Origin of the sequence: Micromonospora sp. NBS 11-29 (genome assembly GCF_002140155.1) — a bacterium.
Taxonomy (GTDB): Bacteria; Actinomycetota; Actinomycetes; order Mycobacteriales; family Micromonosporaceae; genus Micromonospora.
This window is the reverse complement of record NZ_NAPR01000011.1, coordinates 71642-98045: the sequence shown is the minus strand read 5'-3', so window position 1 is coordinate 98045 and position 26404 is coordinate 71642. Positions and strand designations below refer to the sequence as shown.

Genomic DNA, 26404 nt, shown 5'->3' with positions numbered 1-26404 from the left:
AGAGCGCGTGCACGTGGCGGCCGAGGCCGCCGACGAGCACCGGCGGGTACTCCCAGGAGAGCAGCAGCACCCGCAGGCGCCGGGCGGGCTGGATGTCGATCACTTCGGCGTCAGCTGACACGCGGCCCCCTTTGAGTTGTGGTGTCCCGCCCCGACGGCACCGCTGCGGTGTCCGGTGGGTTCGCGACCCATCCTGCCCACGGGTCGATAACCGGCGGAGACGCGCCGGTTGCCGGTCTGTAACGCGTTACCGGCGGGGCTGCCGCGCCCGCAGCAGCTCGGCCACCGACCAGGCCTGGAACGGGCAGCCGGTGGCCGCGTGCGGGGCGGCCGCGTCGGCGGTCTCGCTGACCGAGCCCAGGCCCACCTCGGCCAGGTGACCCTCCAGGCCCACCAGCAGGTCGTCGGTGGGCAGGCCGGCTCTCCGGTACGCGTCGAGCAGCGGCCCGGTCAGCCACGGCCAGACCGTGCCCTGGTGGTAGCCGGAGTCCCGCTCGGCCGGGCCACCCCGGTGCCGGGCGACGAAGCCGGGGGAGCCGGGCGCGAGGCTGCGCGGCCCGAGCGGGGTGAACAACGCCTCGGTGAGCCGGCGCAGCGTCGCCTCGTCCGGCTCCAGCGGGGCGTACGGCAGGGACCAGGCGAGGAGTTGGTTGGGGCGCAGCAGGTCGTCGTCGTGGTGCGGGGCGCCACCGAGCGGGTACACCGGCGCCGGCGCGTCCACCACGTCGTGCAGCCAGCCGGCCGGGGCGGGGAACCGGTCGCGGAACGCCGCCGTGGCCCGCTCGTGCAGGCCCCACAGCGCGGTCGAGTCCTGGCCGGCCAGCTCGGTCAGCTCGGCGAGCCCGGCCAGCCCGTTGATCCACAGCGCGTTCACCTCGACCGGCTTACCGGTGCGCGGGGTCACCGGGACCCCGTACACCCGGGCGTCCATCCAGGTCAGCGCCACGTCCGGGGGGCCGCCCTGGGCGAGCAGCCCGTCGGCGGGGTCGACGCCGATGCCGTAGCGGGTGCCGGCGACGTGCGCCCGCACCACGCCGTGCAGGGCGGGCAGCAGCTCGTCGCCGAGGTCGGTGTCGCCGGTGACCGTGACGTGCCGGTTCACCGCGTGCAGGAACCACAGCGTCGCGTCGACCGTGTTGTGCTCGACCCGGCCGGTGTCGGCGGTGTTCGCCAGCATGCCCTCGCTCAGCGTGCCCGCGTACGCCCGCAGCAGCTCCCGGCCCTCGTCGGCGCGGCCGGTGCAGAGGAACAGCCCCTCGTAGGAGATCATCGTGTCCCGCGACCAGGCGCCGAACCAGGGGTAGCCGGCCACCACGTCCGGGCCGGTGGCGGTGCGCACCACGAACGCGTCGGCGGCCAGCGCGAGCGTCGCGGAGACCGCGTCGTCCGGCTTCGCCGCGGCGACCACCGCCCGGTTGCGCCGCCGCGCCGCCTCGATCACGGCGGTCGCCGGCGGCGGCTCCTCGGTCAGGTCGTCCGCCCAGGCCAGCACCGTCACCGTCGCGCCGGGCAAGTCGAGCGCGCCGGAGAACCGGCCGGCGTACCAGAGGTCCTCGTCCGGGTGCAGGCCGCGCTCGGCCTCGGCCCGGTGCCGGACCCCGTGCCACCACTGGCCCTCCGGGGTCCAGTCCGGGCCGGACAGCCGGAACGCGCCGTCGACCACCGCGCCGCCGGCCACCGGCTCCAGCCGGGGCGCCGGACCGTCGGCCCGTCGCTCGCCGTGGGCGTCGCGCCAGGTGCAGGCCGCGGCGAGGTCCAGCCGGACCGGTCCGCCGGAGACCAGCCGGTGCACCACGGCCACGCAGGACCGGCCGTACGTCATGGCGATCTCCCGCTCGATCACCACGTCGCCGATGCGCCACCGCCAGCGCGGCAGCCCGTCGGCCAGGTCGAAGCGCTCCAGCAACTCGAAGCCGCGCGGGTCGACCACGTCCGAGGACCACTCGTGCGCGCCGAGCCGGACCTGCCGGCCGGAGGTGAGCGTCACCGCCGGGTCCAGACTCGCGAGTCCCACCTTGCGGGACGCTGGTGTGTCGCCGGCCACCACGAGCAACCCGTGGTAGCGACGGGTACGCAGACCGGCGACGGTGCCCATGGCGTACCCGCCTCGCCCGTCCGTGACCAGCCATTCCCGGCTCGCGGCAGCGGGCAGGTCGCCGCAGACCCGCGGGCCGAAGCGGATGTCGATCAACTTTCCTCCACCGGGAGCGACGTGTGACATGCCACGGCGACAATGGCCGCTGTGGAGAAGTACCCCCGTGGCGTCGAAGATGTGCTGGTGATCACCGACCGTCCGACCTCCGCGACCCCCGACCCCGAGCGGCACCGGCTCGCCCAGGCCGATGCCGGGGAGCAGGAATGGCGCGCATGGGGCCCCTATCTGTCCGAACGGGCGTGGGGGACGGTACGGGAGGACTACAGCGAGCACGGCACGGCCTGGGACTACTTCCCCCACGATCATGCGCGGTCCCGAGCCTACCGGTGGAACGAGGACGGCATGGCGGGCGTCTGCGACGACCGGCAGACGTTCTGCTTCGCGCTCGCGCTGTGGAACGGGCGGGACCCGATCCTCAAGGAGCGGATGTTCGGCCTCGGCGGCGACGGCGGCAACCACGGCGAGGACGCCAAGGAGTACTGGTGGTATCTCGACAGCACCCCGACGCACTCCTGGATGCGCTGGCGCTACCACTACCCGCAGGCCGCCTTCCCGTACGACGAGCTGGTCGCGGTGAACGCGTTGCGTGGCCGGGACGACACCGAGTACGAGCTGGTGGACACCGGCATCTTCGACGACGACCGGTACTGGGCGGTGACCGTCGACTACGCCAAGGCGTCCCCGACCGACATGTGCGTCCTGGTCACCGTGGCGAACCGGGGCGATGAGGACGCCACCCTGCACGTCCTGCCCACGCTCTGGTTCCGCAACACCTGGGCGTGGGGGCTGCCCGGCGGTGACCGGGTGCCGAACATCGTCGGCGACGGCTCCCGGCTGGTCGGCGAGCACTGGGTGCTCGGCCAACTGCTGCTGGAGGGAGACGGCGACCCGACGCCGCTGCTCTGCGACAACGACAGCAACGCGGAGCGGCTGTGGGGGCTGCCCGGCCGGTCGCCGTACCCGAAGGACGGCATCAACGACCACGTCGTGGCCGGCGCCGCGACCGTCAACCCGGAGCGGGTCGGCACCAAGGGCGCGCTGCACTACGTGCTCGACGTGCCGGCCGGCGGGCACCGGCAGATCCGGCTGCGGCTGACCCGCACCGCGCCGCCCCCGGCGGCGGGCCCGCCCGCCCCCGCCGACCTCGGGCACAGCTTCGACACCGTGCTCTGGGCCCGTCGCGCCGAGGCCAACCGGTTCTTCGACAGCGTGATCCCGGCCGCCGCCACCGCCGACGAGGCCCTGGTCGCCCGCCAGGCCATCGCCGGGCTGATGTGGGGCAAGCAGTTCTACCACTTCGACGTCAAGCGCTGGCTGGAGGGCGACCCCGGCTCGTCGCCGCCGGCCGGCCGCCGGCACGGGCGCAACAGCGCCTGGTGGCACATGAACAGCTTCGACGTCATCTCCATGCCGGACCCGTGGGAGTACCCCTGGTACGCGGCCTGGGACCTGGCCTTCCACTGCGTGACCATCGCCCGGGTGGATCCGAGCTTCGCCAAGGAACAACTGCTGCTCCTGCTCCGCGAGTGGTACCTGCACCCCAACGGCCAGATCCCGGCGTACGAGTGGGCGTTCGGCGACGTGAACCCGCCGGTGCACGCCTGGGCCGCGTTGAAGGTGTTCGAGATCGACGGCGGCCGCGACCACGAGTTCCTCGCCCGGGTGATGCAGAAGCTGCTGCTCAACTTCACCTGGTGGGTCAACCGCAAGGACACCGGCGGCAACAACGTGTTCGAGGGCGGTTTCCTCGGGCTGGACAACGTCGGCCCGTTCGACCGCTCCGCCGCGCTGCCGGTGGCCGGGACGCTGGAGCAGTCCGACGGCACCGGCTGGATGGCCATGTACGCGCTCAACCTGCTCGACATCGCGATCGTGCTGGCCGAGCACGACCGGGCGTACGTGGACACCGCCACGAAGTTCCTGGAGCACTTCGCGTACATCGCGGCGGCCGCGTACTCCCAGGGGCTCTGGGACGACGAGGACGCGTTCTTCTACGACGTGCTCCGGCTCGCCGACGGCACGAAGGTGCCGCTGAAGGTCCGCTCGGTGGTCGGTCTGCTGCCGCTGGCGGCGGTCACCCGGCTCACCACCCGCACCATGCGCCGACTGCCCGAGCTGAGCGCCCGGCTGCGCTGGTTCCTCACCAACCGCCCCGAGTACGCCGAGGTGATCGGCGGCCGGCGGCTCGGTTCCGACGGCACCCAGCAGCGGCTGCTGTCGATGGTCGGTCCGGAGCAGATGGTGCGCCTGCTGGCCCGGATGGTCGACCCCGACGAGTTCCTCTCCGAGTACGGCCTGCGGACGCTCTCCCGCGCCCACCTGGACAAGCCGTTCACGGTGACCCTCGGCGGGCAGGAGTTCAGCGTCGGCTACGAGCCGGCCGAGTCGACCAGCGGCCTGTTCGGCGGCAATTCCAATTGGCGCGGCCCGATCTGGATGCCGACGAACTTCCTGCTGATCAGCGCGCTGCGCGACCACGCCGCGTTCTTCGGCGACGACCTCCAGGTCGAGTACCCGACCCGGTCCGGGGTCAAGCGCACGCTCGACGAGATCGCCGACGACCTGTCGACCCGACTGATCTCGCTGTTCACCCGCGACGGGTGGGGCCGGCGGCCGATCTACGGCGCCGCCCAGCTCTTCCAGCTCCACCCGGACTGGCGGGACCTGATCAGCTTCCCGGAGTACTTCCACGGCGACAACGGCGCCGGGCTGGGCGCCTGGCACCAGACCGGGTGGACGGCCCTGGTCGCCGACCTGATCCTCACCCTGCGCCGCTGAGCCCGGCCCGCTGTCCCGCTCCGGTCAGGGCAGCGGCAGGAACGCCACCCGGGCGTGGTATTCGCCGGCCACCGTCACGGTGTCGCTGCCGACCCACAGGCCGCGGTCGGTGGCGTACAGCTCGGCGGTGCCGACGCCACGGTCCTTGGTGGGGTTCCACGCCAGCGCCCTGCCGGTGGTCGGATGGATCGCCCCGATGCCTGGCCGGGACACCGCCCCCGGGCCGGCCGAGTCCCGGCCCTGCGGGTTGTCCAGCCAACGCTGGTGGCCGCCCACGTACACCGCCGCCCCGGTGATCGCCACCGACAGCAGGGTGTCCCCGCCGGTGTAGTTCGCCCAGGTGGGCTGCGCCCCGGCGGTCTCGGCGCCGAACTCGAACCGGGACGCCGTGTCGCACAGCGTGCCTGGGAACGCAGCCCCGGTGGTGACCGCCACGAACCAGGTGCCGTCCGGCGAGATGTCCACCCCGCGCAGGTAGGTGGGGGTGTTCCGGGAGCACTGCGGCTGGTAGCGGATCGTCGACCAGCCGGAGAGCGTGGCCACCGCACCGGTCAGGTTCGCCACCGCGAGCTGGTGGCGCGCCTGCCCCGCGACCGAGCTGAAGTTGCCCACGAAGACCAGCCGCCGGCCGTCGGCGGATACGTCCAGCGCCTCGACCTTGACCGGGGCGGTGACCCCCGAGGAGGTGACCCGGGGACCGTCCAGCCGCAGGTCCACCGAGGCGTCGGCCGCGCCGGTGGTCGCGTTCAACGCGGCCAGGGCACGCCGGGTCACCCCGCCCACGGTCTGGAACGCGCCGCCCACGACCAACCGGTCGCCGACCAGCCGCATGTCGTTGACCTGGTTGTTGAGCACGGCGGGGGCGAACCCGGCGACCCGTGCGCCGGTGACCGCGTCGACCCGGGCCACCCGGGGCGCGGCCACCCCGCCGACCGTGGTGAACGCGCCGCCCAGGTAGAGCGACCGGCCGTCCGCCGAGGCGGCGAGCGCCTTGACCGTGCCGTTGACCGCCGGGTTGAACGTGGTGTCGATCCGGCCGGTGGTGGCGTCGATCGCCACCAGCCGGGGCCGGGCGAGCTGTGCGGTGCTGTCCGCGTTGCGGACCTTGGTGAACGAGCCGGCCAGGTAGACCCGGCTGCCGATCTGGAGGATCCGGTACACCGTGCCGTCGAGCGCGTGCGGTGTCCAGGCGGCCGGCTGCACGCCGACCACTGTGGTGTGCGTGGCGTTGACCGCGTGGGCCGGGGCGGCGGGCAGCGCGACGGCGAGCGCGGCCAGCAGGGCGCCGGCCGCCCGGGCGCGGGTCTGGTGTGGAGGGTGCCGAGAGGGGGTCATCGCCGAAGCATGCGCGTCGACCAGGGGTGCTCGCAGTCAGCTAGCCGCCGCTTGGATGTAAGGAGGGGCCCCTTTTTAACGCCTCCGGTATAGAAGGGGACCCTTCTCACGGCCAAGGGGGACAACGCGGCGCACGCGGGTTCGCGTANCCGACGACACGCTCTGGGAGAACAACGTGCTCTTCGAGCGGGTGATCGACGACTTTCTCACCTGGCTCGACCATCCCACCCTCGACCGGGCGCAGATCCGGGCGGTGCTCGACGACATCGAGCGCGCGAACGCCGTGGCGCACGGCTACGGCAGCAAGGTCTTCCTGCGCAGCCTCGGCGAGTGCCTGGAGAAGCTGCGTGAGCGCCCCGCCACCGGGCGGGAACGCGCCGAGATCGAGCAGCTCGCCGCGGCGCTGGTCGGGCACCAGGTCGAGTTGATGCCCGGGGTGGCCGAGACGCTGGACGACCTGGCCGCCCGGCACGAGCTGCTGCTGCTCACCAAGGGTGAGCGTGCGGAGCAGCAGCGCAAGCTGGACGCGTGCGGGCTGCTGCACCACTTCCGCGCGGCGCACATCGTGCCGGAGAAGAACGTGGACACCTACCGCTGGCTGGCCCGCGAGCACGGCTTCGACCCGGCCGCCGCGTGGATGATCGGCAACTCCCCGCGATCGGACATCCTCCCCGCGCGGGCCGCCGGCATGAACGCGGTCTTCATCCCCAACGAGAACACCTGGGTGCTGGAGGACGAGGAACTGGACCCGTCCGACCCGGGCGTGATCCGACTCGCCGCGTTCCCCGATCTGGTCCGGCACTTCTGAGCTGGGCGGTAACGTCCGAGACGTGCCGCTCACCTTCCCCTCGCACCTGGCGCCGGTGCTGCCGCTGAAGCGGTGGCGGCCGGACTGGTTCGACGGGGTCGCGCTGGCCGCCGGTGCGGTCGCGCCGGACGTCGCCTACCTGTTCAGCGGGACCCGATTCCACCTCGGCATGCGCACCCACACGCTCGACGGGCTGCTCTGGTGGTGCCTGCCGGTCGGCCTCGCGTACACCTGGGTCATCCGCCGGGTGATCGCCGGCGTCGTCGTGCACCTGCCCGCGCCGCGGCTGTTCGGCTGGTCCCAGTACGTCGGGCTGGCCGGCGTGCGGCACCCCTGGCAGGTGACCGTCTGCTCGGTGCTCATCGGCGCCTTCAGCCACGTCGCGTCGGACCGGCTCTGCCACAGCGAGCGCGTGCCGCGACTGTTCGGCATCGCCGACTTCCACGCGCTGACCGGGCTGCACTGGTGGCAGTTCGCCGACGTGATCGCCAGTCTCGGTGGCGGGCTGCTGGTGCTCGCCCTGGCGGTGTACGCGGCCCGCCGTGGCGAGATCTTCGACGGCGAGCCTCCGGCCGTACCGGCGGCGAACCCGCTCGTGTTCTGGCGCGTGGCCCTGGCGGTCACCGGGCTGGGGGCGCTGCTGCTGCCCGGCCTGCCGGCGGCCACCGCGGCCGCTCCGGCCGGGGTGCGCGTGCTTCACCTGGGCGCGTTGGCGCTCGTGGCCGGCGCGGCGGCGGCCCGGGCCGCCCGGCCGGTGCCGGCCGACCGTGGCCGGCACCTCGAAGACGAACAGCGCCGACCGGGTTGACCCCGTTACGTCGACATGCCGCGTTTCGGCATAGACATCAATCACAGCCGTACGCCCCGACCGAACCTTGCCCGACCTGCGCGGACCTGCCTAACCTGAGCCGGCGTCCACGTCTCGTCGGGGTGAGCCGGGGGCGCGACCGGAGTCCGGTGGGAAGAGCACCGTGGAGCTGAGTGCGGGCATACCGGCTCGTCGTGCGGAGCCCGGCACGGGCGGCGTGCCCCGCCCGTCGGGTTCGACGGCGTAGGCCGCTATCACGCCGGACGGCCGGGGTCAGGGCCGGGGAGTTGCGGACCCGGTCCTGACCCGCCCGGCCGATCGGGCGGGACACCTCTGGTGCACGGGGTAGCCGTGGGGCCACACTGAGTCATGACATCTCGGCGCGTACCGCTGCTCGCCGGCCTGGTCGTGCTGCTCGCGGCGGCCTGCACGGCGCCCGGCCCCGACGGTGCGGCCCCGACGACCACCGCACCCGGCACGACGGCCGCCACGCCCACCCCGGCCGTCACCCCGCCGGTGCCGACCGGCGACGTGGCGACCACCGCGTCCTGGCGGCCGACCTGGGGTTGGGCGGTGCCCGACCCAGCCGCCCGGGTGGACCACCCGGTGCGGGCGCCGGTCACCCCGCCCCCCGGCGAACCGGTGCCCGTCCTGGTGGCTGTGCGGGTCGGCGACCATCCCGCCGACGGGTTCAGCCGGATCACCTTCGCGTTCCGTGGGCCCACCCCGTCCTACCGGGTCGGCTATGTGCCGTCGGTGGTGACCGAGGGCCGGGGGGCGCCGGTCGACCTGCCCGGTGAGGCGTACCTGTCGGTGCGGTTCGAGCCGGCGCAGGCGCACGACGCGCGCGGCGGCGGGACCGCGGACCTGCCACCCGCGGTGATCGGCTACCCGACGCTGCTCGGCTGGGCCGCGGCCGGCGACCACGAGGGGCACCTGAGCTTCGGGCTCGGCCTGCGACCGCCGGCCGGCCGGCGGTTGCCGGTGCGGTTGGGCGAGTCCACCCGCGCGGACGGCACCCACGTCGTCTCCGTCGACGTGCGGCGGAGCTGACCGGCGACCGGATGGAGATCGGCGCGCACCCGGCTCAGGCCGTCTCGCCCCGGACGATCGCCACCGCCACCCGACAGAACTCGTCCATGTCGGGTTGGAAGCCGGCGGCGATGTCCGGGTGCAGACCGGCGCGGGTCTCGTCGAGCAACCGACGGCAGACGTCCTCCACGGGTTCGCCCGCGTAACCGGCGCGGACCCGTTCGGCGGCCGCCTGAAGCGCCGAGGTCAGCTGATCCTCCAGCGGGCCGCGCAGCTTCTGCTGCACGGGGTCGAGCCCGCTCGGATCGAGCGTGACATGTGGCTCCGACATCGGCGCTCCCTTCGTCGGCGTCCGCGGTACCCCACCGCGGGCGTCGGTCNTCCTCGACGTACGACAGCCGGCGGATCTGCCGGTCGTCGGACCAGAGCGCGACGTCGACCAGCACCCCCAGGTGGGCGAGGCCGATGTTGGCCACCCGCTTCTTGTCCTGGAGCACCGCGCACACCCCGCCCAGCAGGGTGCTCGCGTCGGACGTACGGTGCCCGGGCGGACAGCGCAGGGTGAGTTCCACCTCGACCGGGCCGGGAAGCGGGGTCCACCCGGTGTGCTGGGCCGCCGTGCAGGCGGCCTGGAGCAGGGCGCGGACCCTCGTGGCCTGCCGGTGCCCGGCGGCGAAGATGGACAGGGCCTCGGTCTTGACCGGGGGCAGGCCGCTCACCTCGAACGTCAGGGTGAGAGCGCGGGTGTCCTGCACGACGGCACCTCCTCGGGGGAAGCCTGCCAACCGGTACGCGAGCGGACGCCAGTTCCCGCGAGAAACAACCGATCGGGCGGGCTGTGGGGACAGCAGGCGGCGGGTCGACATCGGCGGCGACGCGCTGGCCGCGGAGCTAGGGAAACGCTAGTCCAGTCCGTTCACGCCCGGTAGTCTTCCCGTTCATCCGATCGGTCGACGTGTAAAACGTGGTCAGCGGCGGCCGCGCTTGAGTTCGTGGAATGTGTCCAGACGCAGCAGCGGCAGCATCGAGTCCCAGATCGTCAGCGCGTCGTCGATGCCGGGCACGTCGGTGAGGATGGGGCCGTGGATGCCCCGGCGGGCGTCCGGCACCGTCAACACCGGCGAACCGATGTCGGGGCCGGCCGAGTCGTACGCCAGGGCGTGCGACTCGCGGACCGCCGCGTCCCAGCGCTCGTCGTCCAGCGCGGACACCGCGTCGGTCAACCCGGCCGCCTCCACCGCCGCCGCGACGATCTCGTCGGAGAGCGGGTTGCCGGCGTCGTGGCTGCGTTCGCCCAGCTCGGCGTAGAAACGCCCGGCGTCCTCGTGCCGGTCCTGCGCCCGCAGCGCCTCCACCAGTCGCAGCGCCCGGCCGGAGGCCGCCATCGGCTCGGCGTACTCGGGGGCGATCCGACCCTCGTTGAGCTCGGCCAGGCTGAACGCGCGCCACTCGACGCGCAGTCCGCGCGCCTGCGCGACGGCGACCAGCCAGCGGGAGGTGCGCCAGGTCCAGGGGCAGACGGGGTCGAAGAAGAAGGTGGCATCCATCTCCCCAACCTAGGGGTGGGCGGGTGGGCGCGCAGCGCGACGTCGGGCGTCCAGCCTGGATAAGCCCTATGATCAACTGCACATCGCCGAAACGGCGGCATCCCCCGCGCGGCGACCCCGCCACTTCGCCGAGGCGGCGGCCCCGCCCTTGCGCGCGAGCCCTTGCGCGCGAGCCCTTGCGCGCGGGCGCGCAGCGCGCCGACGGGCCCCTGATCGCGCTACGCCGGCACCGCGGCCGACGGAGCGCGATCCCCCGTTCAGGTTCCCGGCGCGGGGGCGGCGGTCGGCCGGCGCCGGTGCGACCAGGATCCCCGCTCCACACGGCCCGCAGCGCGGTTGCCGATGGAACTTGCGCAAATCTTGAGCCCGTTCGGCCCACCCGCGGCGTTTGCCACGACAAGTGCCGGGTAGTCGCCGGAGCTTACCCGCAACGATGAGGAGAACGTCTGATGGATGGCCAGGTCAAGGTCGCGGTGATCTACTACAGCGCGACCGGTATCACCTACCAGATGGCGCAGGCGGCGGTCGAGGCGGCGGGGGAGGCCGGCGCCGAGGTGCGCCTGCGCAAGGTGCGTGAGCTGGCGCCGGACGAGGCGATCCGCTCCAACTCGGGCTGGCAGGCGCACCGGCTGGAGACCCAGGACGTGATGGAGGCCGAGCCGGACGACCTGGCCTGGGCGGACGTGGTGATCATGGGTTCGCCGACCCGGTACGGCATGGTCGCCGCGCAGCTCAAGCAGTTCATCGACACCACCGGCCCGCTCTGGGCCAACGGCTCGCTGGCCGACAAGGTCTACACCGGCTTCACCTCGACCGCCACCTCGCACGGCGGCCAGGAGGCGACGTTGCTGTCGTTGTACACGGTCTTCTACCACTGGGGCGGCATCGTGGTGACGCCCGGCTACACCGACTCCAGCCAGTTCGTCGCCGGCAACCCGTACGGCGCGTCGCACACCAGCAACAACGGTGAGATCGCGCCGGACCAGACGGCCCTGTCCGCCACCGCGTTGACCGCCCGGCGGGCCGTGCTGATGGGCGCCGCGCTCAAGCGGGGCATGGCCGGCTGACCGGCCGNGGCACCGCCACCCCGCGGCACCGCCACCCCGCGGCACCGCCACCCCGCGGCACCGTCACTCGCGGCACCGCCGGCCGGACCGCTGAGGAACGCGGCGACCCTACCCCCGGTCGAGAGCGCCGGGCGCGGTCAGCGCCGGCCGGTCCAGCAGGTGGCCGAGCAGGTCCGCCAGGACAGTGGTGCCGTCCCGGCTGAGCACCGACTCGGGGTGGAACTGCACCCCGGCGAACCCGGCGCCGCGCAGCGCGTGCACCGCGCCGTCCGCCGGGTCGCGGGACAGTTCCACCGGGCCGTACGGGCCGGTGACCCGGTCCGCGTCCGCGCGGGCGGTGAAGCTGGCGTAGAAGCCGACCCGCCGGGTCACCCCGAACACCGGTACGTCCCGGGGCAGCCCCTGGTAGGGGGTGTCCCGGCGGTGCAGCGGCAGGCCGAGCAGCCCGGCCAGCAACTGGTGGCCCAGGCATACCGCCAGGGTGGGTCGGCCGGACGCGAGCAGCCCGGCCAGCAGTCCCCGCAGCGCGGCCATCTTCGGTGCGTCCCGGTCGCGCGGGTCACCCGGGCCGGGGCCGACCACCACCAGGTCGTAGCCGTCGAGCGGGCCGGGACGCGCCCAGTCACGTCGGGTGACCGCCAGGCCCAGCGCGCCGAGCTGGTGGGCGAGCATCCCGGTGAACGTGTCCTCCCCGTCGACCACCAGCGCCCGGTGGCCGACCAGCCCGCGCAGCGCCAGCGCCCCCGGTCGGCGCTGCTCGAGCCAGAACCGGGCCAGCGGGGCGTTGCGGGCGGCCAGCGCGGCGCGTACCTCGGGGTCGTCGGCGTACCGGACGGCGGGCTCCGCGCCCGCGCCCGGCGCGTCCGGGCCGAGGCCGAGCGCGGCCAGCACCCCGGCGGCCTTGGTGTGCGTCTCGGCCACCTCACCGGCGCTGGTGGAGTGCCGCACCAGGGTGGCGCCGACCGGCACCCGCAACTCGCCGCCGGGGGAGATCTCGGCGGTACGGATCAGGATCGGCGCGTCCAACGTCTGCCGGCCCTGCTCGTCGCGGCCCAGCAGGGCGAGCACGCCGGCGTAGTAGCGGCGGCCGGCGCGCTCGTGCCGGGCGATCACCCGGGCGGCGTTCTCCATCGGGCTGCCGGTGACCGTGGGCGCGAACATGGTCTCCCGCAGCACGTCGCGCACGTCCCGGGAACAGCGCCCGGCCAGCAGGTACTCGGTGTGCGCCAGGTGCGCCATCTCCTTCAGGTACGGCCCGACCACCTGCCCGCCGTGCTCGGCGACCACGGCCATCATCTTCAGCTCCTCGTCGAGCACCATGTACAGCTCCTCCACCTCCTTCTCCTCGTGCAGGAAGCGCAGCAGCGCGGCCCGGTCCACCGGCGCGCCCCGATGCCGGAACGTGCCGCTGATCGGGTTCATCTCGACCAGGCCGTCGGCCACGCTGACGTGCCGTTCCGGGCTGGCGCCGACCAGGGTCCGGGTGCCGGTGTGCACCAGGAACGTCCAGTACGCGCCCCGCTCGCCCAGCAGCAGCCGGCGCAACGCGGCCAGGGCCGCGGCCAGCGGGTCGCCCTGCACGGTGGCCCGCAGGGTGCGGTGGATCACGAAGTTCGCGCCCTCGCCGCGGCCGATCTCGTCGGCCAGGACCCGCTCGACGATCGCCGCGTACTCGTCGTCACTGACGTCGAAGCCGGCGTCGCGGGTGCGTACCGGCGCGTCGGGCAGCGCGTGGAGCACCTGCGCCAGCGGGAGCCGGTGATGTCGTTCCACGTCCAGGAACTCCAGCGGCATGCCGTCGTCGACGCAGTCGAAGCCCCGCTCGGTGATCTGCCGGAACGGCACCAGGGCCAGCGTGCGCGCGCCGGCCGGACCGTCGGGCAGGGGCAGGTCGGCGAGCCGGTCGGCGATTCGCACCGGGCCGGCGTACAGGTCGACGTGGTCGGCGCCCTCGCGGCGGACGAGCGCGAACGGGCCGGGGTCGCGGCCGGCGGCGACGGCGGCGAGCGGGTCGGACGGGCGGGTCATCGGGTCTCCTCGGTCAGCCGGTGGCCGTCGGCGAGGGCGACCCGGGATGCCGGGGAGGACCGGCGGCCGCCTCGTCGGGCGGCCGCGTGGGGAAAGCTACGCGCGGGGGTGGGCCGCCGGGTCGGCGGGCCACCAGCAGGACAGGTGCGCGAGCATGGCGATCACTGTACGCGACCACCCGGCACCGCGGAACCCGGTCGCGCGGCGGCGCGTACCGATCTTGGCGTGGCCGCCGCCGACGGCGGGTAGGTTGACCGGCGATGGACATTCTCGCTCTTGACCTGGGCACCTCCTCGGTACGCGGGCTGGTGCTGGACGCGGACGCCGTGCCGCGTGCGGGCGCGCTGGCCCGCCGCACGGTGCACCTGGCCACCGGCGACGACGGCACCGGCACGCTGGACGGCCCGGGTTACCTGGCGTGCCTGCTGGAGTGCCTGGACGAGTTGGCCGCCGGTGGGCACCTGCGGCGGGTCGGCCTGGTGGCGACGTCCGCCCAGTGGCACTCGGTGCTGCCGATGGCCGCCGACGGCACGCCGTCGGGTCCGGTGCTGACCTGGCTGGACACCCGTCCGGAACCGCCCGCCGGGGCTGCCGGCCCGGCCGACCCGGAGGACTTCCACCGGCGTACCGGGACCTGGTGGCACCGGTGCTACTGGCCGGTGCGACTGCCGTGGCTGCGGGCACACGGCGGCGCGTCGGCGGCCCGCTTCGCCGGCCTCGCCGACTACATCTTCGGCGTGCTGCTCGACGACGCGCCGACGTCGGTGTCGCTGGCCTCCGGCACCGGGCTGCTCGACCTGCGTTCCCTCGACTGGGACGCGGAGGCGTGCGCGCTGGCCGGCGTGCGCCCGGAGGACCTGCCGGCACTGGCCCCGCCGGGCTGGCACGGCCGGCTGAACCCCGGGTACGCGCGGCGCTGGCCGCACCTGGCCGGGGCACGGTGGGCCGCCCCGGTGGGCGACGGGGCCGCGTCCAACGTGGGATCCGGCTGCGTCGGGAAGAGTCGTGCCGCGGTCACCGTCGGCACCTCCGCCGCGGTCCGGGTGATCCAGGCCGCGCCGGCCGGGGCCGAGCTGCCGCCGCTGTCCGACCGGCTCTGGCGCTACCGCGTCGACCACGACCACGTGGTGACCGGGGCGGCGTACTCCAGCGGCGGCAACATGTTCGCCTGGGCCGGCCGTGAGCTGCGGCTGCCGGAGGGCGCGGAGCTGGAGGCCGCGTTGCGCCGCGCCGCCGCCTCCCGGCCGGTCGGGGCCGATCCCCGACTCGGCGGGGACCGGCCGCCGGGCCTGGCGCCGGCCGGCTCGGGCGTGCTGCGCGGGTTGAGCTTCGGCACCACGGCCGTGGACATCCTGGCCGGGCTGATGGACGGACTGTGCCGGCTCGTCGCGGACGACCTGACGGAGTTGGAGGCCGGCGTCGGCGCCCGGGCGGAGGTGGTGCTCGGCGGCGGGGCGTTGACCGCCTCACCGTGGTGGCGCGCGGCGTTCGCCGACGTGCTCGCCCCGCGTACGGTGCGGTGGCAGCGCAACCCCGAGATCGGGGCGACCGGCGCCGCGTTGGTGGCCCTGGGCCGGGTGGCGGAGGCGGCCGACGTCGTCGGCGTCGGCCGGCCGGACGAGGGCGACGCGCCGCAGCGGTGACGGCCGTGACCGTCCTGTGCGAGCCGCCGAGGCGGCCGTGACCGTCCTGCTCGTGCCGTCCGGGCGGCCGTTTGACACCGGCTGCCGGCCTGGTTGGATGGATCCCGCTCCCCGCCGAGGTGGAGTCGGATCGAGGAGGCAAGTGTGGGCGCAGGTCCCGACCCGGCCCGCGGCGCGGCCCGGTCGCCGCACCGCCGGCGCTCGGGGTTCCGGCTGCGGGACTGGCGGATGGGCACGAAGCTCGCCACGGTGCTGGTGATCCCCTCGCTGGCGTTCCTGGTCCTGGCCGGGGTGCAGACCCGGGGACTGGTGGGGCAGACCACGGCGTCGAGCACCTTCGCCGAGCAGGTCGGCATCGGCCGGGAGATCACCGCGGCGGTCGACCGGTTGCAGCAGGAGCGGGACCGTTCCGCCGGTGAGCTGGCAGCGTTGCGCCGGGCCGGCACCGGCGCCGACCGGGACGCCGCGGTGGCCGCACTGCGGCCGCTCCAGGCCGCCACCGACCGGGCGATGGCGGCGCTGCGCGTGGCGGCCGAGCCGCTGGCCGACGCCGACGCCGCCTGGCGGGTCTCCTACTCCGAGGCGCTGGAGGCGTACGACCAGGTCGTCAACATCCGGGCCGCGGTGCCCCCGGCGGTGCTCTCCGGCGACACGGTGCTCAGCAACTATCACCGGGCCGTCGCGGCGCTGCTCAACCTGCTGGCCGAGCCCTCGCCCGGCGGCGGCCGGCAGGAGCTGACCGAGGCCGTGCTGCGGTACGTGCAACTGGCCCGGGTCAAGGAGTTGTCCTCGCGGATCCGCGCCGAGCTGTACGCGGCGGCCCGCGCCGGCCGGTACGAGCCGGACGACCAGGTGACGTTGACCGACCTGCGGGCCCAGCAGCTCACCGCGTTGGGCGCGTTCCGGGTCGCGGCGACCGACGAGCAGGTCCGTCGCTACGACCAGACCTCGGTCGACCCGGCCTTCGTCACGGCCACCCGGCTGGAGGAGCGGACGCTGCCCATCGGCGGGGCGGAGCGGACGCCGCTGTCCGCCCCGCAGTGGTGGGCGGCCAGCGAGGAGCGGCAGAAGCTGTTCCGCCAGATGGAGAGCGAAGTCGTCGACGACGCGGTACGCCGGGCCGACGACGCCCGCGCCGGGCAGTTGCGCGAGACGCTGCTGGTGGTCGGCGGGATCGTCGCGGTGCTCCTGGTCGCCGTGCTCATCTCGCTGCTGGTCGGCCGGTCGGTGGCCCGCGCCATGCGGCAGCTACGCGGCCAGGCGCTGCGCATCGCGCAGGTGGAGCTGCCGCTCACCCTGGAGCGACTACGCGCGGTGGACCGCCCGGTGAACGCGATCGACGTGCCCCCGGCGGTGGTCGACTCGCAGGACGAGATCGGCGAGCTGGCGGAGGCGTTCGTGGCGGTGCACCGCAGCGCCGTCGACGTCGCGGTGGAGCAGGCGATGATGCGCCGCAACGTCAACGCCATGTTCGTCAACCTGGCCCGGCGCAGCCAGGTGCTGGTGGAACGGCAACTGGAGCTCCTCGACGACCTGGAGCGCGAGGAGAGCGACCCGGACCAGTTGGAGAACCTGTTCAAGCTCGACCACCTCGCCGCCCGGATGCGCCGCAACGACGAGAGCCTGCTGGTGCTCGCCGGCACCGAGTCCACCCGACGGTGGAACCGCCCGGTGGGGCTGGGCGCGGTGCTGCTCGCGGCGAGCGCGGAGATCGAGCAGTACCAGCGGGTGCGGCACGAGACCCACACCGACCTGCATCTGGTCGGGCACGCCGTGGGCGACCTGGTGCACCTGTTCGCGGAGCTGCTGGAGAACGCCACCGCGTTCTCCCGGCCGGAGACGCCGGTGCGGGTCGTGGTCGAGGCGGACGGCTCGGGGGCGCTGGTGGAGATCGTCGACCAGGGCCTGGGCATGAGCGCGTCCGCGTTGGCCGAGGCGAACGCGGTGCTGGCCCGGCCGCCGGCGGCCGACGTGGGCGCCTCGGAGCGGATGGGGCTGTTCGTGGTGAGCCACCTGGGCGGCCGGCACGGGGTGGGGGTGCAGCTGCGTGCCGGCCGGGAAGGGCTGGTGGCCCGCGTCCGGATTCCGGCCGCGTTGCTGGCCGAGGCGCCCCCGCCGGGTATGGACCCGCCGGTGCCGGCGCGGATGCTCACCGGCCCGGCGGCCGCGGCGTCGCGGGCGCTCAGCGCGGCCACCGCCGAACTTCCGGTCGCCGGCCGGCACCCGACGTCGCAGCCGGGCCTGCCGTCGCTGCCGGGACCGACGCCGCACCCGGGCCTGTCGGTGCGGCCGGGCCTGCCGTCGCAGCCGGGAGGGCCGACGGTGCCGGTGTCGCCGCTGACCGGTCGGCCGCTCGGCGACGTGGCGGAGCCCGCGCCGTCCGGCCCGCCGACGCCCGCCGCGCCCGGCGCCGCGCCGAGGCCGCGGCCGGTGCCCGGCCGGGCCGAGGACGTGCTCGCTCCGGCCGCCGCCCCGGCGGGCGGTGGCGGCTGGTTCACCCGGCAGGGGCCGACCTCGTCGGTGCTCGGTGTGACGCCGGCGCCGGCGGCGACGCCGGTCACCGGGGGGACCAACGCGCGGGGCCTGCCGGTACGCGTGCCGATGGCCCAGCTCGCCGCGGTCTCGTCGGCGGACACGCCGGCCCGCACGGCGGTGCGGCACGAGCCGGACCCGGAGGCGGTTGGCGGTATGCTGTCCCGCTTCTACGGCGGGGTACGGCGGGCCGAGGCCGAGGAGAGAACCGACATGTACGTGCCGCGCGACGAAGGGGAACGAGGACAGTGACGACGTTGAGTCAGGAGGCACGGGACCTGAGTTGGCTGGTGAACGCGTTCGCCGAGCGGGTCCCGGGAGTGGCGCACGCCGTGGTGGTGTCCTCCGACGGTCTGCTGGTGGCGATCTCCGCGCACCTGCCGCGGGACCACGCGGACAAGCTCGCCGCGGTGACCTCGGGTCTGATGAGCATCACCGCCGGCGCGGCCCAGATGTTCGACGGTGACATCGTCAAGCAGACCGTGGTCGAGATGGGCCGGGGCTATTTCCTGGTGATGCAGATTCGGGACGGCTCGATCCTGGCCACGCTCGCCGGCATGGACGCCGACATCGGCGTGGTGGGCTACGAGATGGCGCGGCTGGCCAAGCAGGCCGGCGAGATGCTGACCCCGGCGCTGCGCGCCGAGTTGCAGCAGGCGCTGCCGCGGTGACGCGGGTGCCCGGCCGGCGCCGCGCCGGCCGGGCCGGACCGGCTACAGCCCGTTGCGGCGGATCACGTCGCGGTACCAGTGGGCGCTGCGCTTGAACACCCGTCGCTGGCTCCGGTAGTCCACGTAGATCAGACCCCAGCGCTGCTCGTACCCTTCCTCCCACTCGAAGTTGTCCATCAGCGACCAGACGTGGTAGCTCTCCAGGGGCACCCCGTCGCGGATGGCGCGGTGGGCGGCGGCGAAGTGGTCGCGCAGGAAGGCGACCCGGCCGGTGTCGTCGATGGTGCCGTCCGGCCCGGGGGCGTCGGGGCAGGGCAGGCCGTTCTCGGTGATGGTGATCGGCACCCGGCCGTAGTCGCGGGTGACCCGGGTCAGGACGTCGTACAGGCCCTCGGGGTGGATCTGCTGCCAGCTCGCCTCGGAGGTGGGCCACTTGCGGACCGTGCCGCCGGTGCCGGTGACGTAGATCGGGGTGTAGTACTGCACCGCGAGCAGGTCCACCGGGCTGGAAATGATCTTCAGGTCGCCGTCCCGGACGCCACGCACCATCCGGCTGTCCGGTCCCAGGTCGGCCAGCACGTCCTGCGGGTACGCGCCCTTGAACGCGGAGTCGAGGTAGAGGCGGTTCTCGTAACCGTCGTACAGGCGGGCCGCGGCGGCGGCCTCGGGGGTCTCGTCGGCGGGGTAGCAGGGGTGCAGGTTGAACGCCGGACCGATCCGTCCGGGCACGCCGGACGCGCGCAGCGCCTGCACGGCGAGCCCGTGGGCGAGCTGGAGGTGGTGGGCCACCAGGTAGGCCGCGTCCTCGTCCTGCCGCCCGGGGGCGTGGTGCCCGGTGAGGTAGCCGTTCTGCACCACGGTCTTCGGCTCGTTGATGGTCAGCCACACCGGGACCTGCTCGCCGAGGGCGTGGAACACGGCGTCGGCGTAGTCGGCGAAGCGCGCGGCGGTGTCGCGGTTCTCCCAGCCGCCGGCGTCCTGGAGAGCCTGGGGGAGGTCCCAGTGGAACAGGGTGGCCATCGGCGCGATGCCCCGTTCGTGCAGGCCGTCCAGCACGCGGCGGTAGAAGTCGAGACCGCGCTGGTTCGGGCGGCCGGAGCCGTCGGCCTGGATGCGCGGCCAGGAGATGGAGAACCGGTAGCTGCGCAGCCCCAGCTCGTGCATGAGGTCGAGGTCCTGGGCGTAGCGGTGGTAGTGGTCGGCCGCGACGTCGCCGGTGTCACCGTTGCGGGTGCGGCCCGGGGTGTGGCTGAACGTGTCCCAGACGGACTCGCCCCGGCCGTCCTCCTTGGCGGCCCCCTCGATCTGGTACGCCGAGGTCGCCGCGCCCCAGCCGAAGTCGGGCGGGAACCGCAGCCCGCCGTCCGGCTCCGGGCCGGTGTGGCGCTCGGTCGAGCCGTCGCAGCCGCCGAGGACGGCGGAGGAGGCGGCGATCCCGGCCGCGGTGGCGCCGGTGAGCCCGGTCCGGGCCGCGCCGGCGGCGGTCGCGGACAGGGCGGCGCGGCGGAGCAGGCGCCGTCGGGTGAGTAACGACATGAGGTTTTCTCCTCGACAGTGACGGGCCGCCCGATGGGCCGGGAGCGCTCCCAGCATAGGCCGGAGGCGGCCGGCCTCGATCCGGCGGTCGCGGCGCGGGCTGCGGCGCGGCCGGCGGGCGGCCGGAGTGTGTGGGCGGGTGTCGCTCGGGGGGTGGGGGCGAGCGGCGAGGATGGGGCAGATAGCGAGAAAGGCCGTCCGGGTGGCGTGTCACGCCTGTCCCGTCGGCCTCTTTTGCCGTCGACAACGGGGGTTTAGTGTGGGGACGGGGGAGGGCAACCCCCGTCCCCACCGAGATGCACACACGCACGAGTTGGAATTGGCGTCCGTCGTGCGTGTCGCGCGGGAGCCGGGCCACGCGAGTGGCTCTGGTTCCACCTCCCTCCGTCTGGACGGGTGACGGCCGGCGGCGGCGTCCGGGCTGGTCCGCCGTCGGCCACTGGGCCGAACGCGCCGGGCACGGGTGTCCCCGGCGATCCAGTACTTATACCTTCGTCGATGGAAGCGCTCCCATCGGCGATGCTGCGACTGTAACCCCCGTCACGGGTTTGTGAAAGCCCCTAAACGAGATCGAAACATGGACGTGGGTATCTGCCCTGGCCGTTGTGGTGGGAGCGCTTCCATGGCAAACTCTCGAACACACGCGATGGAGCCAACTCGCGCGAGTGGGCCGCCGAGGGCACCCGGTGACAACCGGTGCGGCGCCCCGATCCCCGGCACGGCCGGGGCGACCACCTTTCCGGACGCCTCCGTCCCCCCGCGTACGTCCCGTCGACGCGTGGAGGCGCCCCGCCGGGGCCCCGGTCCCGGCCCGGTCCGAGGAGACACCGCCCACATGAGACTCATGGCCAGACGTCGCCGTACGGCGATGTTCGCCGCCACCGCNGGCGGGGTGGCCCTGCCGGCGAGCGCCGCGCAGGCCGCACCCGCCTGCGACGTGACCTATGCGACCAACGACTGGAGCAACGGGTTCACCGCCAACGTCACCATCAAGAACCTCGGCGACGCGCTGAACAACTGGTCGTTGAAGTTCACCTTCCCGAACAGCAGCCAGCGGGTGACCCAGGGCTGGTCGGCGAAGTGGACCCAGTCCGGCAGCGAGGTGACCGCGACCAACGAGTCGTACAACGGCAGCCTGCCCACCGGCGCGTCCACGAACATCGGCTTCAACGGCACGTTCAGCGGCAGCAACCCGAAGCCCACCGCGTTCACGCTCAACGGGGTCGCCTGCAACGGCGCCTCCACCAACCAGCCGCCGACGGTCTCCCTCGGCGTGCCGGCGGGCCCGTTCACCGCGCCGGCGGACGTCCCGCTGACCGCGACCGCCAGCGACCCCGACGGCACCATCAGCAAGGTCGAGTTCTACCGCAACGGCCTGCTGGTCAACACCGACACCACCGCACCGTACGGCTACGACCTGCTCGGCCTGCCGGCCGGCAGCTACACCGTGCAGGCCAAGGCGTACGACAACGCCGGCGGCACCGCGACCGCGGAGAAGTCGTTCACGGTGAGCGCGGCCACCGGGCCGAAGCTGGTCGCCACCCCGTCGGCGGTCAGCGTCAACGAGGGCGGCACCGCCACCGTCCGGTACACGCTCAGCGCGGCGCCCAGCGCCAACGTCCCGGTGACCCTCGCCGTCACCGGTGACAGCGACATCACCGTCTCGCCGAGCACGCTGACGCTCACGTCGAGCAACTGGAGCACCGGCGTCACCGCCACCGTCTCCGCCGCGGAGGACTCCGACACGGTCGGCGGCACCGCCACCATCACCGCGTCGGCCACCGGCTACGCCCCGGTGTCGGTGGTCGCCACCGAGATCGACAACGACACCCCGGGCGGCGACAACGCCTACATCAAGAAGTTCCTCGACCAGTACGGCAAGATCAAGAACTCGGGCTACTTCAGCCCCGAGGGCGTGCCGTACCACTCGGTCGAGACGCTGATCGTCGAGGCGCCCGACCACGGGCACGAAACCACCTCGGAGGCGTTCAGCTTCTGGATCTGGCTGGAGGCCCAGTACGGCCGGGTCACCCAGAACTGGAGCCCGTTCAACAACGCCTGGACGGTGATGGAGAAGTACATCATCCCGTCGCACGCCGACCAGCCGACGGCGGGCTCCGCCGGCACCCCGCAGTACGCCGCCGAGTACAACCTGCCCAGCCAGTACCCCTCGGCGCTGAACCCGAACATTCCGGTCGGGCAGGACCCGCTGCGCTCGGAGCTGCAGTCCACCTACGGCACCGGCGACATCTACGGCATGCACTGGCTGATGGACGTCGACAACACCTACGGCTTCGGCCGTTGCGGTGACGGCACCACCAAGCCGGCCTACATCAACACCTTCCAGCGGGGCACCCAGGAGTCGGTGTGGGAGACCGTCCCGCAGCCGTCCTGCGACACCTTCAAGCACGGCGGCCAGTACGGCTACCTCGACCTGTTCGTCAAGGACACCGGCGCCCCGGCCAAGCAGTGGAAGTACACCAACGCCCCGGACGCCGACGCCCGCGCCGTGCAGGCCGCCTACTGGGCGCTGACCTGGGCCAAGGCGCAGGGCAAGCAGGCCGACGTCGCGGCCACCGTGGCCAAGGCCGCCAAGATGGGCGACTACCTGCGCTACGCGATGTTCGACAAGTACTTCAAGAAGATCGGCAACTGCGTCGGCGCGTCCACCTGCCCGGCCGGCAGCGGCCGTGACTCGGCGCACTACCTGCTCTCCTGGTACTACGCCTGGGGCGGCGCGTACGACACGTCGCAGAACTGGTCGTGGCGGATCGGCTCCAGCCACAACCACTTCGGCTACCAGAACCCGTTCGCGGCCTGGGCGATGACCAACATCTCGGAGCTGAAGCCGAAGTCGCCGACCGCGGTCTCCGACTGGCAGAAGAGCCTGGACCGGCAGCTGGAGTTCTACACCTGGCTGCAGTCCGCCGAGGGCGGCATCGCCGGCGGCGCCACCAACAGCTGGGACGGCAGCTACGCCCAGCCGCCGGCCGGCACCGCCACCTTCTACGGCATGTTCTACGACGTCGACCCGGTCTACAACGACCCGCCGTCGAACCAGTGGTTCGGCATGCAGGCCTGGTCGATGCAGCGCATCGCCGAGCTGTACCTGGAGACCGGCAACGCCAAGGCCAAGGCGCTGCTGGACAAGTGGGTGCCGTGGGCGATCGCCAACACCACGCTGGGCACCAACTGGTCGATCCCGTCGGACATGAAGTGGACCGGCCAGCCGGCCAACTGGAACCCGAGCAGCCCGCAGCCGAACACCAACCTGCACGTCGAGGTGACGGTCAAGGGCCAGGACGTCGGCGTCGCCGCCGCCTACGCCCGCACGCTGATCGCGTACGCGGCCAAGTCCGGCAACACCGCGGCGAAGACCACCGCCAAGGGCCTGCTGGACGCGCTCTCGGCGGCCGCCGACAGCAAGGGCGTGTCGAGGCCGGAGACCCGCGGCGACTACAAGCGGTTCGACGACGTCTACAACGCCGCCGACGGCCAGGGTCTCTACGTCCCGCCGGGCTGGACCGGGAAGATGCCCAACGGCGACGCCATCGCCGCCGGCAAGAGCTTCCTGGACATCCGCTCCTTCTACAAGAAGGACCCGGACTGGCCGAAGGTGCAGGCGTACCTGGACGGCGGCGCCGAGCCGGTCTTCAACTACCACCGGTTCTGGGCCCAGGCGGACGTCGCGATGGCGTACGCCGACTACGGCACCTACTTCNGCGGTCGTACACCCGCCCACGGAGGAGGCCGACCCGGCCGATGGGGGAACGGAGCGGCCGGGTCGGCGGACGGCCTGACGCCCACGGTCAGGCCGGGTGGGCCGGCCGTCCGGCCGACGCAGCGGACGGGCCGGCCCACCGCTCCGCCAGGGGACGACCCATGGCGCGAAAAGGCACGGAAAAATCAGCGTCCCGCAGGATCGAATCCGCGTCGGTGACGGAGTAACGTACGTGACGGAGAGGCCGCTCCCCCCGTGGCGGCCTCTCCCTCATCGTTTCCGGGCCGCTACCGCCGGCCCACCGTCCGGATCGGCCACCACCGGGTGCCGCAGCCCCGGATGCCCGGCCGGCAGCGACCGGCGGATCACCGCCCAGCTCGCCGCCAGCGCCGCCGCGATCAGCGGCCAGGTCAACGCCGCCCGCGTCACCGCCAGCGCGACCACCTGCCCGTCGAGCCACAGCGGGACGAACACCGCCACCCGCAGCATGTAGGTGCCGGCCCACACCCAACTGCCCCGGCCGTACGCCCGCAGCAGCGCCGGGTCGCGGCGCCACCGGGTCCGCTGGCCGAGCGCCGCACCGACCACCACGCCGAGCAGCGGCCAGCGCACCACGATGCTGACCACCCAGGCCAGCGCGCTCGCCGCGTTGGAGGCGAGCTGCACCAGGAAGAAGTCCGTGGCCCGCCCGGTGCGCAGGGCGATCAGCGCGGCCAGGCAGACGGCGAGCAACCCGACCAGCACCGAACGGGGTCGGTCGCCGCGCCGCCACCGCCAGCCGGCCACCGCCGCCCCGGTCAGCACCGCGGCGAGCACCCCGCCCCACAGCCCACCGAGCACCCACCCGAGCCCGAACGCGAGCGGGGGCAGGCTGGCGTCCACCGCTCNGGCGGGCCGCCGCTGGTCCGCTCCGCCGGTCACCTGACACCTCCTCCGATCGCCCGCCTCAACCTACGCCGGGAAACGGGGTCCTCCGCCGCGCGCCGGACCGGGCCGACCGTTAAGTTGTCCGGGTGCGCGAGACGGCGAGGGGTTGGACGGCAGTCTGGTTGGTCGTACTGGCCCTGGCCCAGACAGCCGCGTTCATCATGGTGTGGCGGTTCGCCGTGCACACCCGGCTGGGCCAGTGGCTCGACACGGTCGCGTTGACCGGCAACCAGATCGGGCAGGACCGGGTCGACGGTCCGGTGGACACCATCCTCAACGCCATGTCGGTGGTGTCGCTGCTGGCCGCGACCGCCGTGATCGGCTTCATCGCGTTGATCCGGGGCCGCAAGGCGCTCGCCGTCACCGCGACGTTGCTGATCGCCGGCGCGAACGTGAGCACGCAACTGCTCANAACAGCCTGCCCAGCGGCCACACCGCGGTGGCGGCCTCGGTGGCGGTCGCGCTGATCCTGGTGCTGCCCCGACAGGTACGGGTGGCCGGCGCGTTCCTCGGCGTCGGCTACGCGGCCGCCGCCGGGGTGGCGACGCTCTCCGCCGGCTGGCACCGGCCCAGCGACGCCATCGCCGCGTACCTTCTCGTCGGCGCCTGGGCCGCGGCCGCCGGCCTGGTGCTGCTCTTCTTCCAGCGGGAGCAGGCGGTGGTGGAGCCGGGCGACGCGCACCGGCTGGCCGCCGCCGTGCTCGGCGCCGGCGGCGCGGCGGCGCTGCTCGGCTCCGGACTGGCGCTGTCCTGGCTGGTCGACCACTCCACGACCGCCGTCGAGGAACTGGGCCGCCGTCCGCTCTTCATCGGGTACGCGGGCAGCGCGGCCGGCATCGTCGGCACGATCGCCGTGGTGGCCGCGCTGGTCCTCGCCGTGGTGCACCGGCTGGTGCCCCGCTGGAAGGGCTGAGGCGACCCGCCCGGTGCCGCGCTCGCGTCGGTCAACCCGCCGCGCACCGACGCAGATGCTCCAGCACGATCGGGTCGATCCGGCCCGGCACGAAGCGTTCCTCCAGGTTCTCCAGGCCGGACCAGGCGGCCAGCGCGTCGTCCAGGCCGGCCGCGCCGACCGGGTGCCCGGCGGCGGCGAGCAGGCCGGCCACCTCGACCGCGAGCGGACCGGTGAGGTCGCGCAGCGTGGCCGGGTCGGGACGGCCGAAGATCATGGTGTGCAGGCCGAGCAGACGGCCCACCTCGGCCACCGGGTCGACGTGGTCGTCCACGCGCAGGTCCACCAGCTCGTCGCCGGTGCCGGCGTACCCGCCGTGGCGCTGCACCACCAGCAGGGCGGCGCTCTGCCGGCCCCGCCGGTCACCGCCGGCCCGGTCACCGGCGGCCAACGCGGCCAGCAACCGCTGCGGGAACGGCAGGTCGGTGCCGGTCAGCCAGGCGTCGCGCAGCGCGTCGACCACCTGCGGGCCGGTGAGGATGTTGCCCTGCGCCGCCCACCCGTCGCCGGCCTGGCCGCCGGCCCAGGGGTGGCAGCGCGGGCCGGTCCAGGTGGCGCCGACGCCGGTCGCCCCGACCACGGCGAGCTGCCGGTCGTCGCGTCCGGGATCGGCGGCGACCAGACCGGCCACCGTGTCGGCGGCGGTGACACCGGTGCGCAGCAGCGCGAGCGCCTGCGCCCGGTAGGCGAGGTTGGCGTGCGCCTGCGTCGCGACGGCCCCGACCAGCGCCTCGGCGGCCGGCACCAGCGCCCCGGCGGCGAGGAAGCGGCTGGCCACGGCCACGCCGTACAGGTGCCCGTCGGCGGAGCGGGCGACGAGCGAGAACGTCACGGCCGGATCGTAGCCCGGCCGTGGGAGCGGCG

The 26404-nt window shown here is 73.9% G+C and carries 15 protein-coding genes and 4 pseudogenes; 10 read left to right on the top strand and 9 right to left on the bottom strand.

Annotated elements, in window-relative coordinates; translation table 11 throughout:
- Window positions 1–247 precede the first annotated feature (247 nt).
- Entirely contained in the window at window positions 248–2191 is a 1944-nt protein-coding gene (locus tag B1205_RS14145) for an amylo-alpha-1,6-glucosidase (protein ID WP_089156043.1), read from the bottom strand.
- A gap of 42 nt (window positions 2192–2233) precedes the next feature.
- On the opposite strand from B1205_RS14145, the gene B1205_RS14140 reads away from it, so the two are divergent.
- Window positions 2234–4933, top strand: coding sequence for an MGH1-like glycoside hydrolase domain-containing protein (locus B1205_RS14140; protein WP_089156042.1), 2700 nt, complete (start codon window positions 2234–2236; stop codon window positions 4931–4933).
- Window positions 4934–4957: 24 nt separating this feature from the next.
- Here B1205_RS14140 and B1205_RS14135 read toward each other — a convergent pair whose 3' ends face one another.
- A complete protein-coding gene (locus B1205_RS14135; protein WP_254909939.1) occupies window positions 4958–6268 on the bottom strand; it encodes a hypothetical protein in 1311 nt (436 codons plus the stop codon).
- A gap of 118 nt (window positions 6269–6386) precedes the next feature.
- Between B1205_RS14135 and B1205_RS14130 the strand changes: the two are divergent.
- From B1205_RS14130 to B1205_RS14120, 3 genes and pseudogenes are all read left to right on the top strand, one after another.
- Window positions 6387–7076: pseudogene (locus tag B1205_RS14130) on the top strand (HAD family hydrolase); the annotation flags it as partial.
- A gap of 22 nt (window positions 7077–7098) precedes the next feature.
- On the top strand, window positions 7099–7884 hold the full coding sequence (locus B1205_RS14125) for a DUF4184 family protein (RefSeq protein ID WP_089156040.1): 786 nt from the start codon (window positions 7099–7101) through the stop codon (window positions 7882–7884).
- A gap of 369 nt (window positions 7885–8253) precedes the next feature.
- Window positions 8254–8937 carry an AMIN-like domain-containing (lipo)protein gene (locus B1205_RS14120; protein WP_089156039.1) on the top strand — a complete coding sequence of 228 codons (684 nt, stop codon included), beginning with the start codon at window positions 8254–8256 and terminating at the stop codon, window positions 8935–8937.
- Between the two features lie 34 nt (window positions 8938–8971).
- On the opposite strand, the gene B1205_RS14115 is transcribed toward B1205_RS14120, so the two are convergent.
- From B1205_RS14115 to B1205_RS14105, 3 genes and pseudogenes are all read right to left on the bottom strand, one after another.
- On the bottom strand, window positions 8972–9247 hold the full coding sequence (locus B1205_RS14115; protein ID WP_089156038.1) for a hypothetical protein: 276 nt from the start codon (window positions 9245–9247) through the stop codon (window positions 8972–8974).
- A gap of 52 nt (window positions 9248–9299) precedes the next feature.
- Window positions 9300–9671, bottom strand: a pseudogene (locus tag B1205_RS14110) (hypothetical protein); the annotation flags it as partial.
- Between the two features lie 213 nt (window positions 9672–9884).
- The gene (locus tag B1205_RS14105) at window positions 9885–10463 is read right to left on the bottom strand and encodes a DsbA family protein (protein WP_089156037.1); all 579 of its coding nucleotides are present in this window, start codon (window positions 10461–10463) and stop codon (window positions 9885–9887) included.
- 449 nt (window positions 10464–10912) lie between these two features.
- Here B1205_RS14105 and wrbA point away from each other — a divergent pair, with 449 nt between their 5' ends.
- Window positions 10913–11530 (top strand): NAD(P)H:quinone oxidoreductase, encoded by a 618-nt coding sequence (wrbA, locus tag B1205_RS14100; RefSeq protein WP_089156036.1) that lies wholly within the window; start codon window positions 10913–10915, stop codon window positions 11528–11530.
- Between the two features lie 108 nt (window positions 11531–11638).
- Here wrbA and B1205_RS14095 read toward each other — a convergent pair whose 3' ends face one another.
- A complete protein-coding gene (locus tag B1205_RS14095; RefSeq protein ID WP_089156035.1) occupies window positions 11639–13558 on the bottom strand; it encodes a chorismate-binding protein in 1920 nt (639 codons plus the stop codon).
- Between the two features lie 260 nt (window positions 13559–13818).
- On the opposite strand from B1205_RS14095, the gene B1205_RS14090 reads away from it, so the two are divergent.
- The 3 genes from B1205_RS14090 (at window position 13819) to B1205_RS14080 (ending at window position 18404) form a co-directional block, all read left to right on the top strand.
- A complete protein-coding gene (locus B1205_RS14090; protein WP_089156034.1) occupies window positions 13819–15201 on the top strand; it encodes an FGGY family carbohydrate kinase in 1383 nt (460 codons plus the stop codon).
- A gap of 144 nt (window positions 15202–15345) precedes the next feature.
- Window positions 15346–17985: a sensor histidine kinase gene (locus tag B1205_RS14085; protein WP_254909938.1), complete on the top strand. Its 2640-nt coding sequence runs from the start codon at window positions 15346–15348 to the stop codon at window positions 17983–17985.
- Window positions 17982–18404, top strand: coding sequence for a roadblock/LC7 domain-containing protein (locus B1205_RS14080; protein ID WP_089156033.1), 423 nt, complete (start codon window positions 17982–17984; stop codon window positions 18402–18404). The genes B1205_RS14085 and B1205_RS14080 overlap by 4 nt, the downstream gene beginning before the upstream one ends.
- 42 nt (window positions 18405–18446) lie before the next feature.
- Here the strand turns inward: B1205_RS14080 and B1205_RS14075 are convergent, their stop codons facing one another.
- Window positions 18447–19940, bottom strand: a complete 1494-nt coding sequence (locus B1205_RS14075; RefSeq protein WP_089156032.1) for a GH1 family beta-glucosidase — start codon at window positions 19938–19940, stop codon at window positions 18447–18449.
- 844 nt (window positions 19941–20784) lie between these two features.
- Between B1205_RS14075 and B1205_RS14070 the strand changes: the two are divergent.
- Window positions 20785–23661, top strand: a pseudogene (locus B1205_RS14070) (glycoside hydrolase family 48 protein); the annotation flags it as partial.
- Between the two features lie 270 nt (window positions 23662–23931).
- Here B1205_RS14070 and B1205_RS14065 read toward each other — a convergent pair.
- The gene (locus tag B1205_RS14065; protein WP_089156031.1) at window positions 23932–24582 is read right to left on the bottom strand and encodes a DUF3159 domain-containing protein; all 651 of its coding nucleotides are present in this window, start codon (window positions 24580–24582) and stop codon (window positions 23932–23934) included.
- 92 nt (window positions 24583–24674) lie between these two features.
- Here B1205_RS14065 and B1205_RS14060 point away from each other — a divergent pair.
- Window positions 24675–25501: pseudogene (locus B1205_RS14060) on the top strand (phosphatase PAP2 family protein).
- Window positions 25502–25532: 31 nt separating this feature from the next.
- Here B1205_RS14060 and B1205_RS14055 read toward each other — a convergent pair.
- Window positions 25533–26372, bottom strand: a complete 840-nt coding sequence (locus tag B1205_RS14055; protein WP_089156030.1) for a DUF1028 domain-containing protein — start codon at window positions 26370–26372, stop codon at window positions 25533–25535.
- Window positions 26373–26404: the final 32 nt, after the last annotated feature.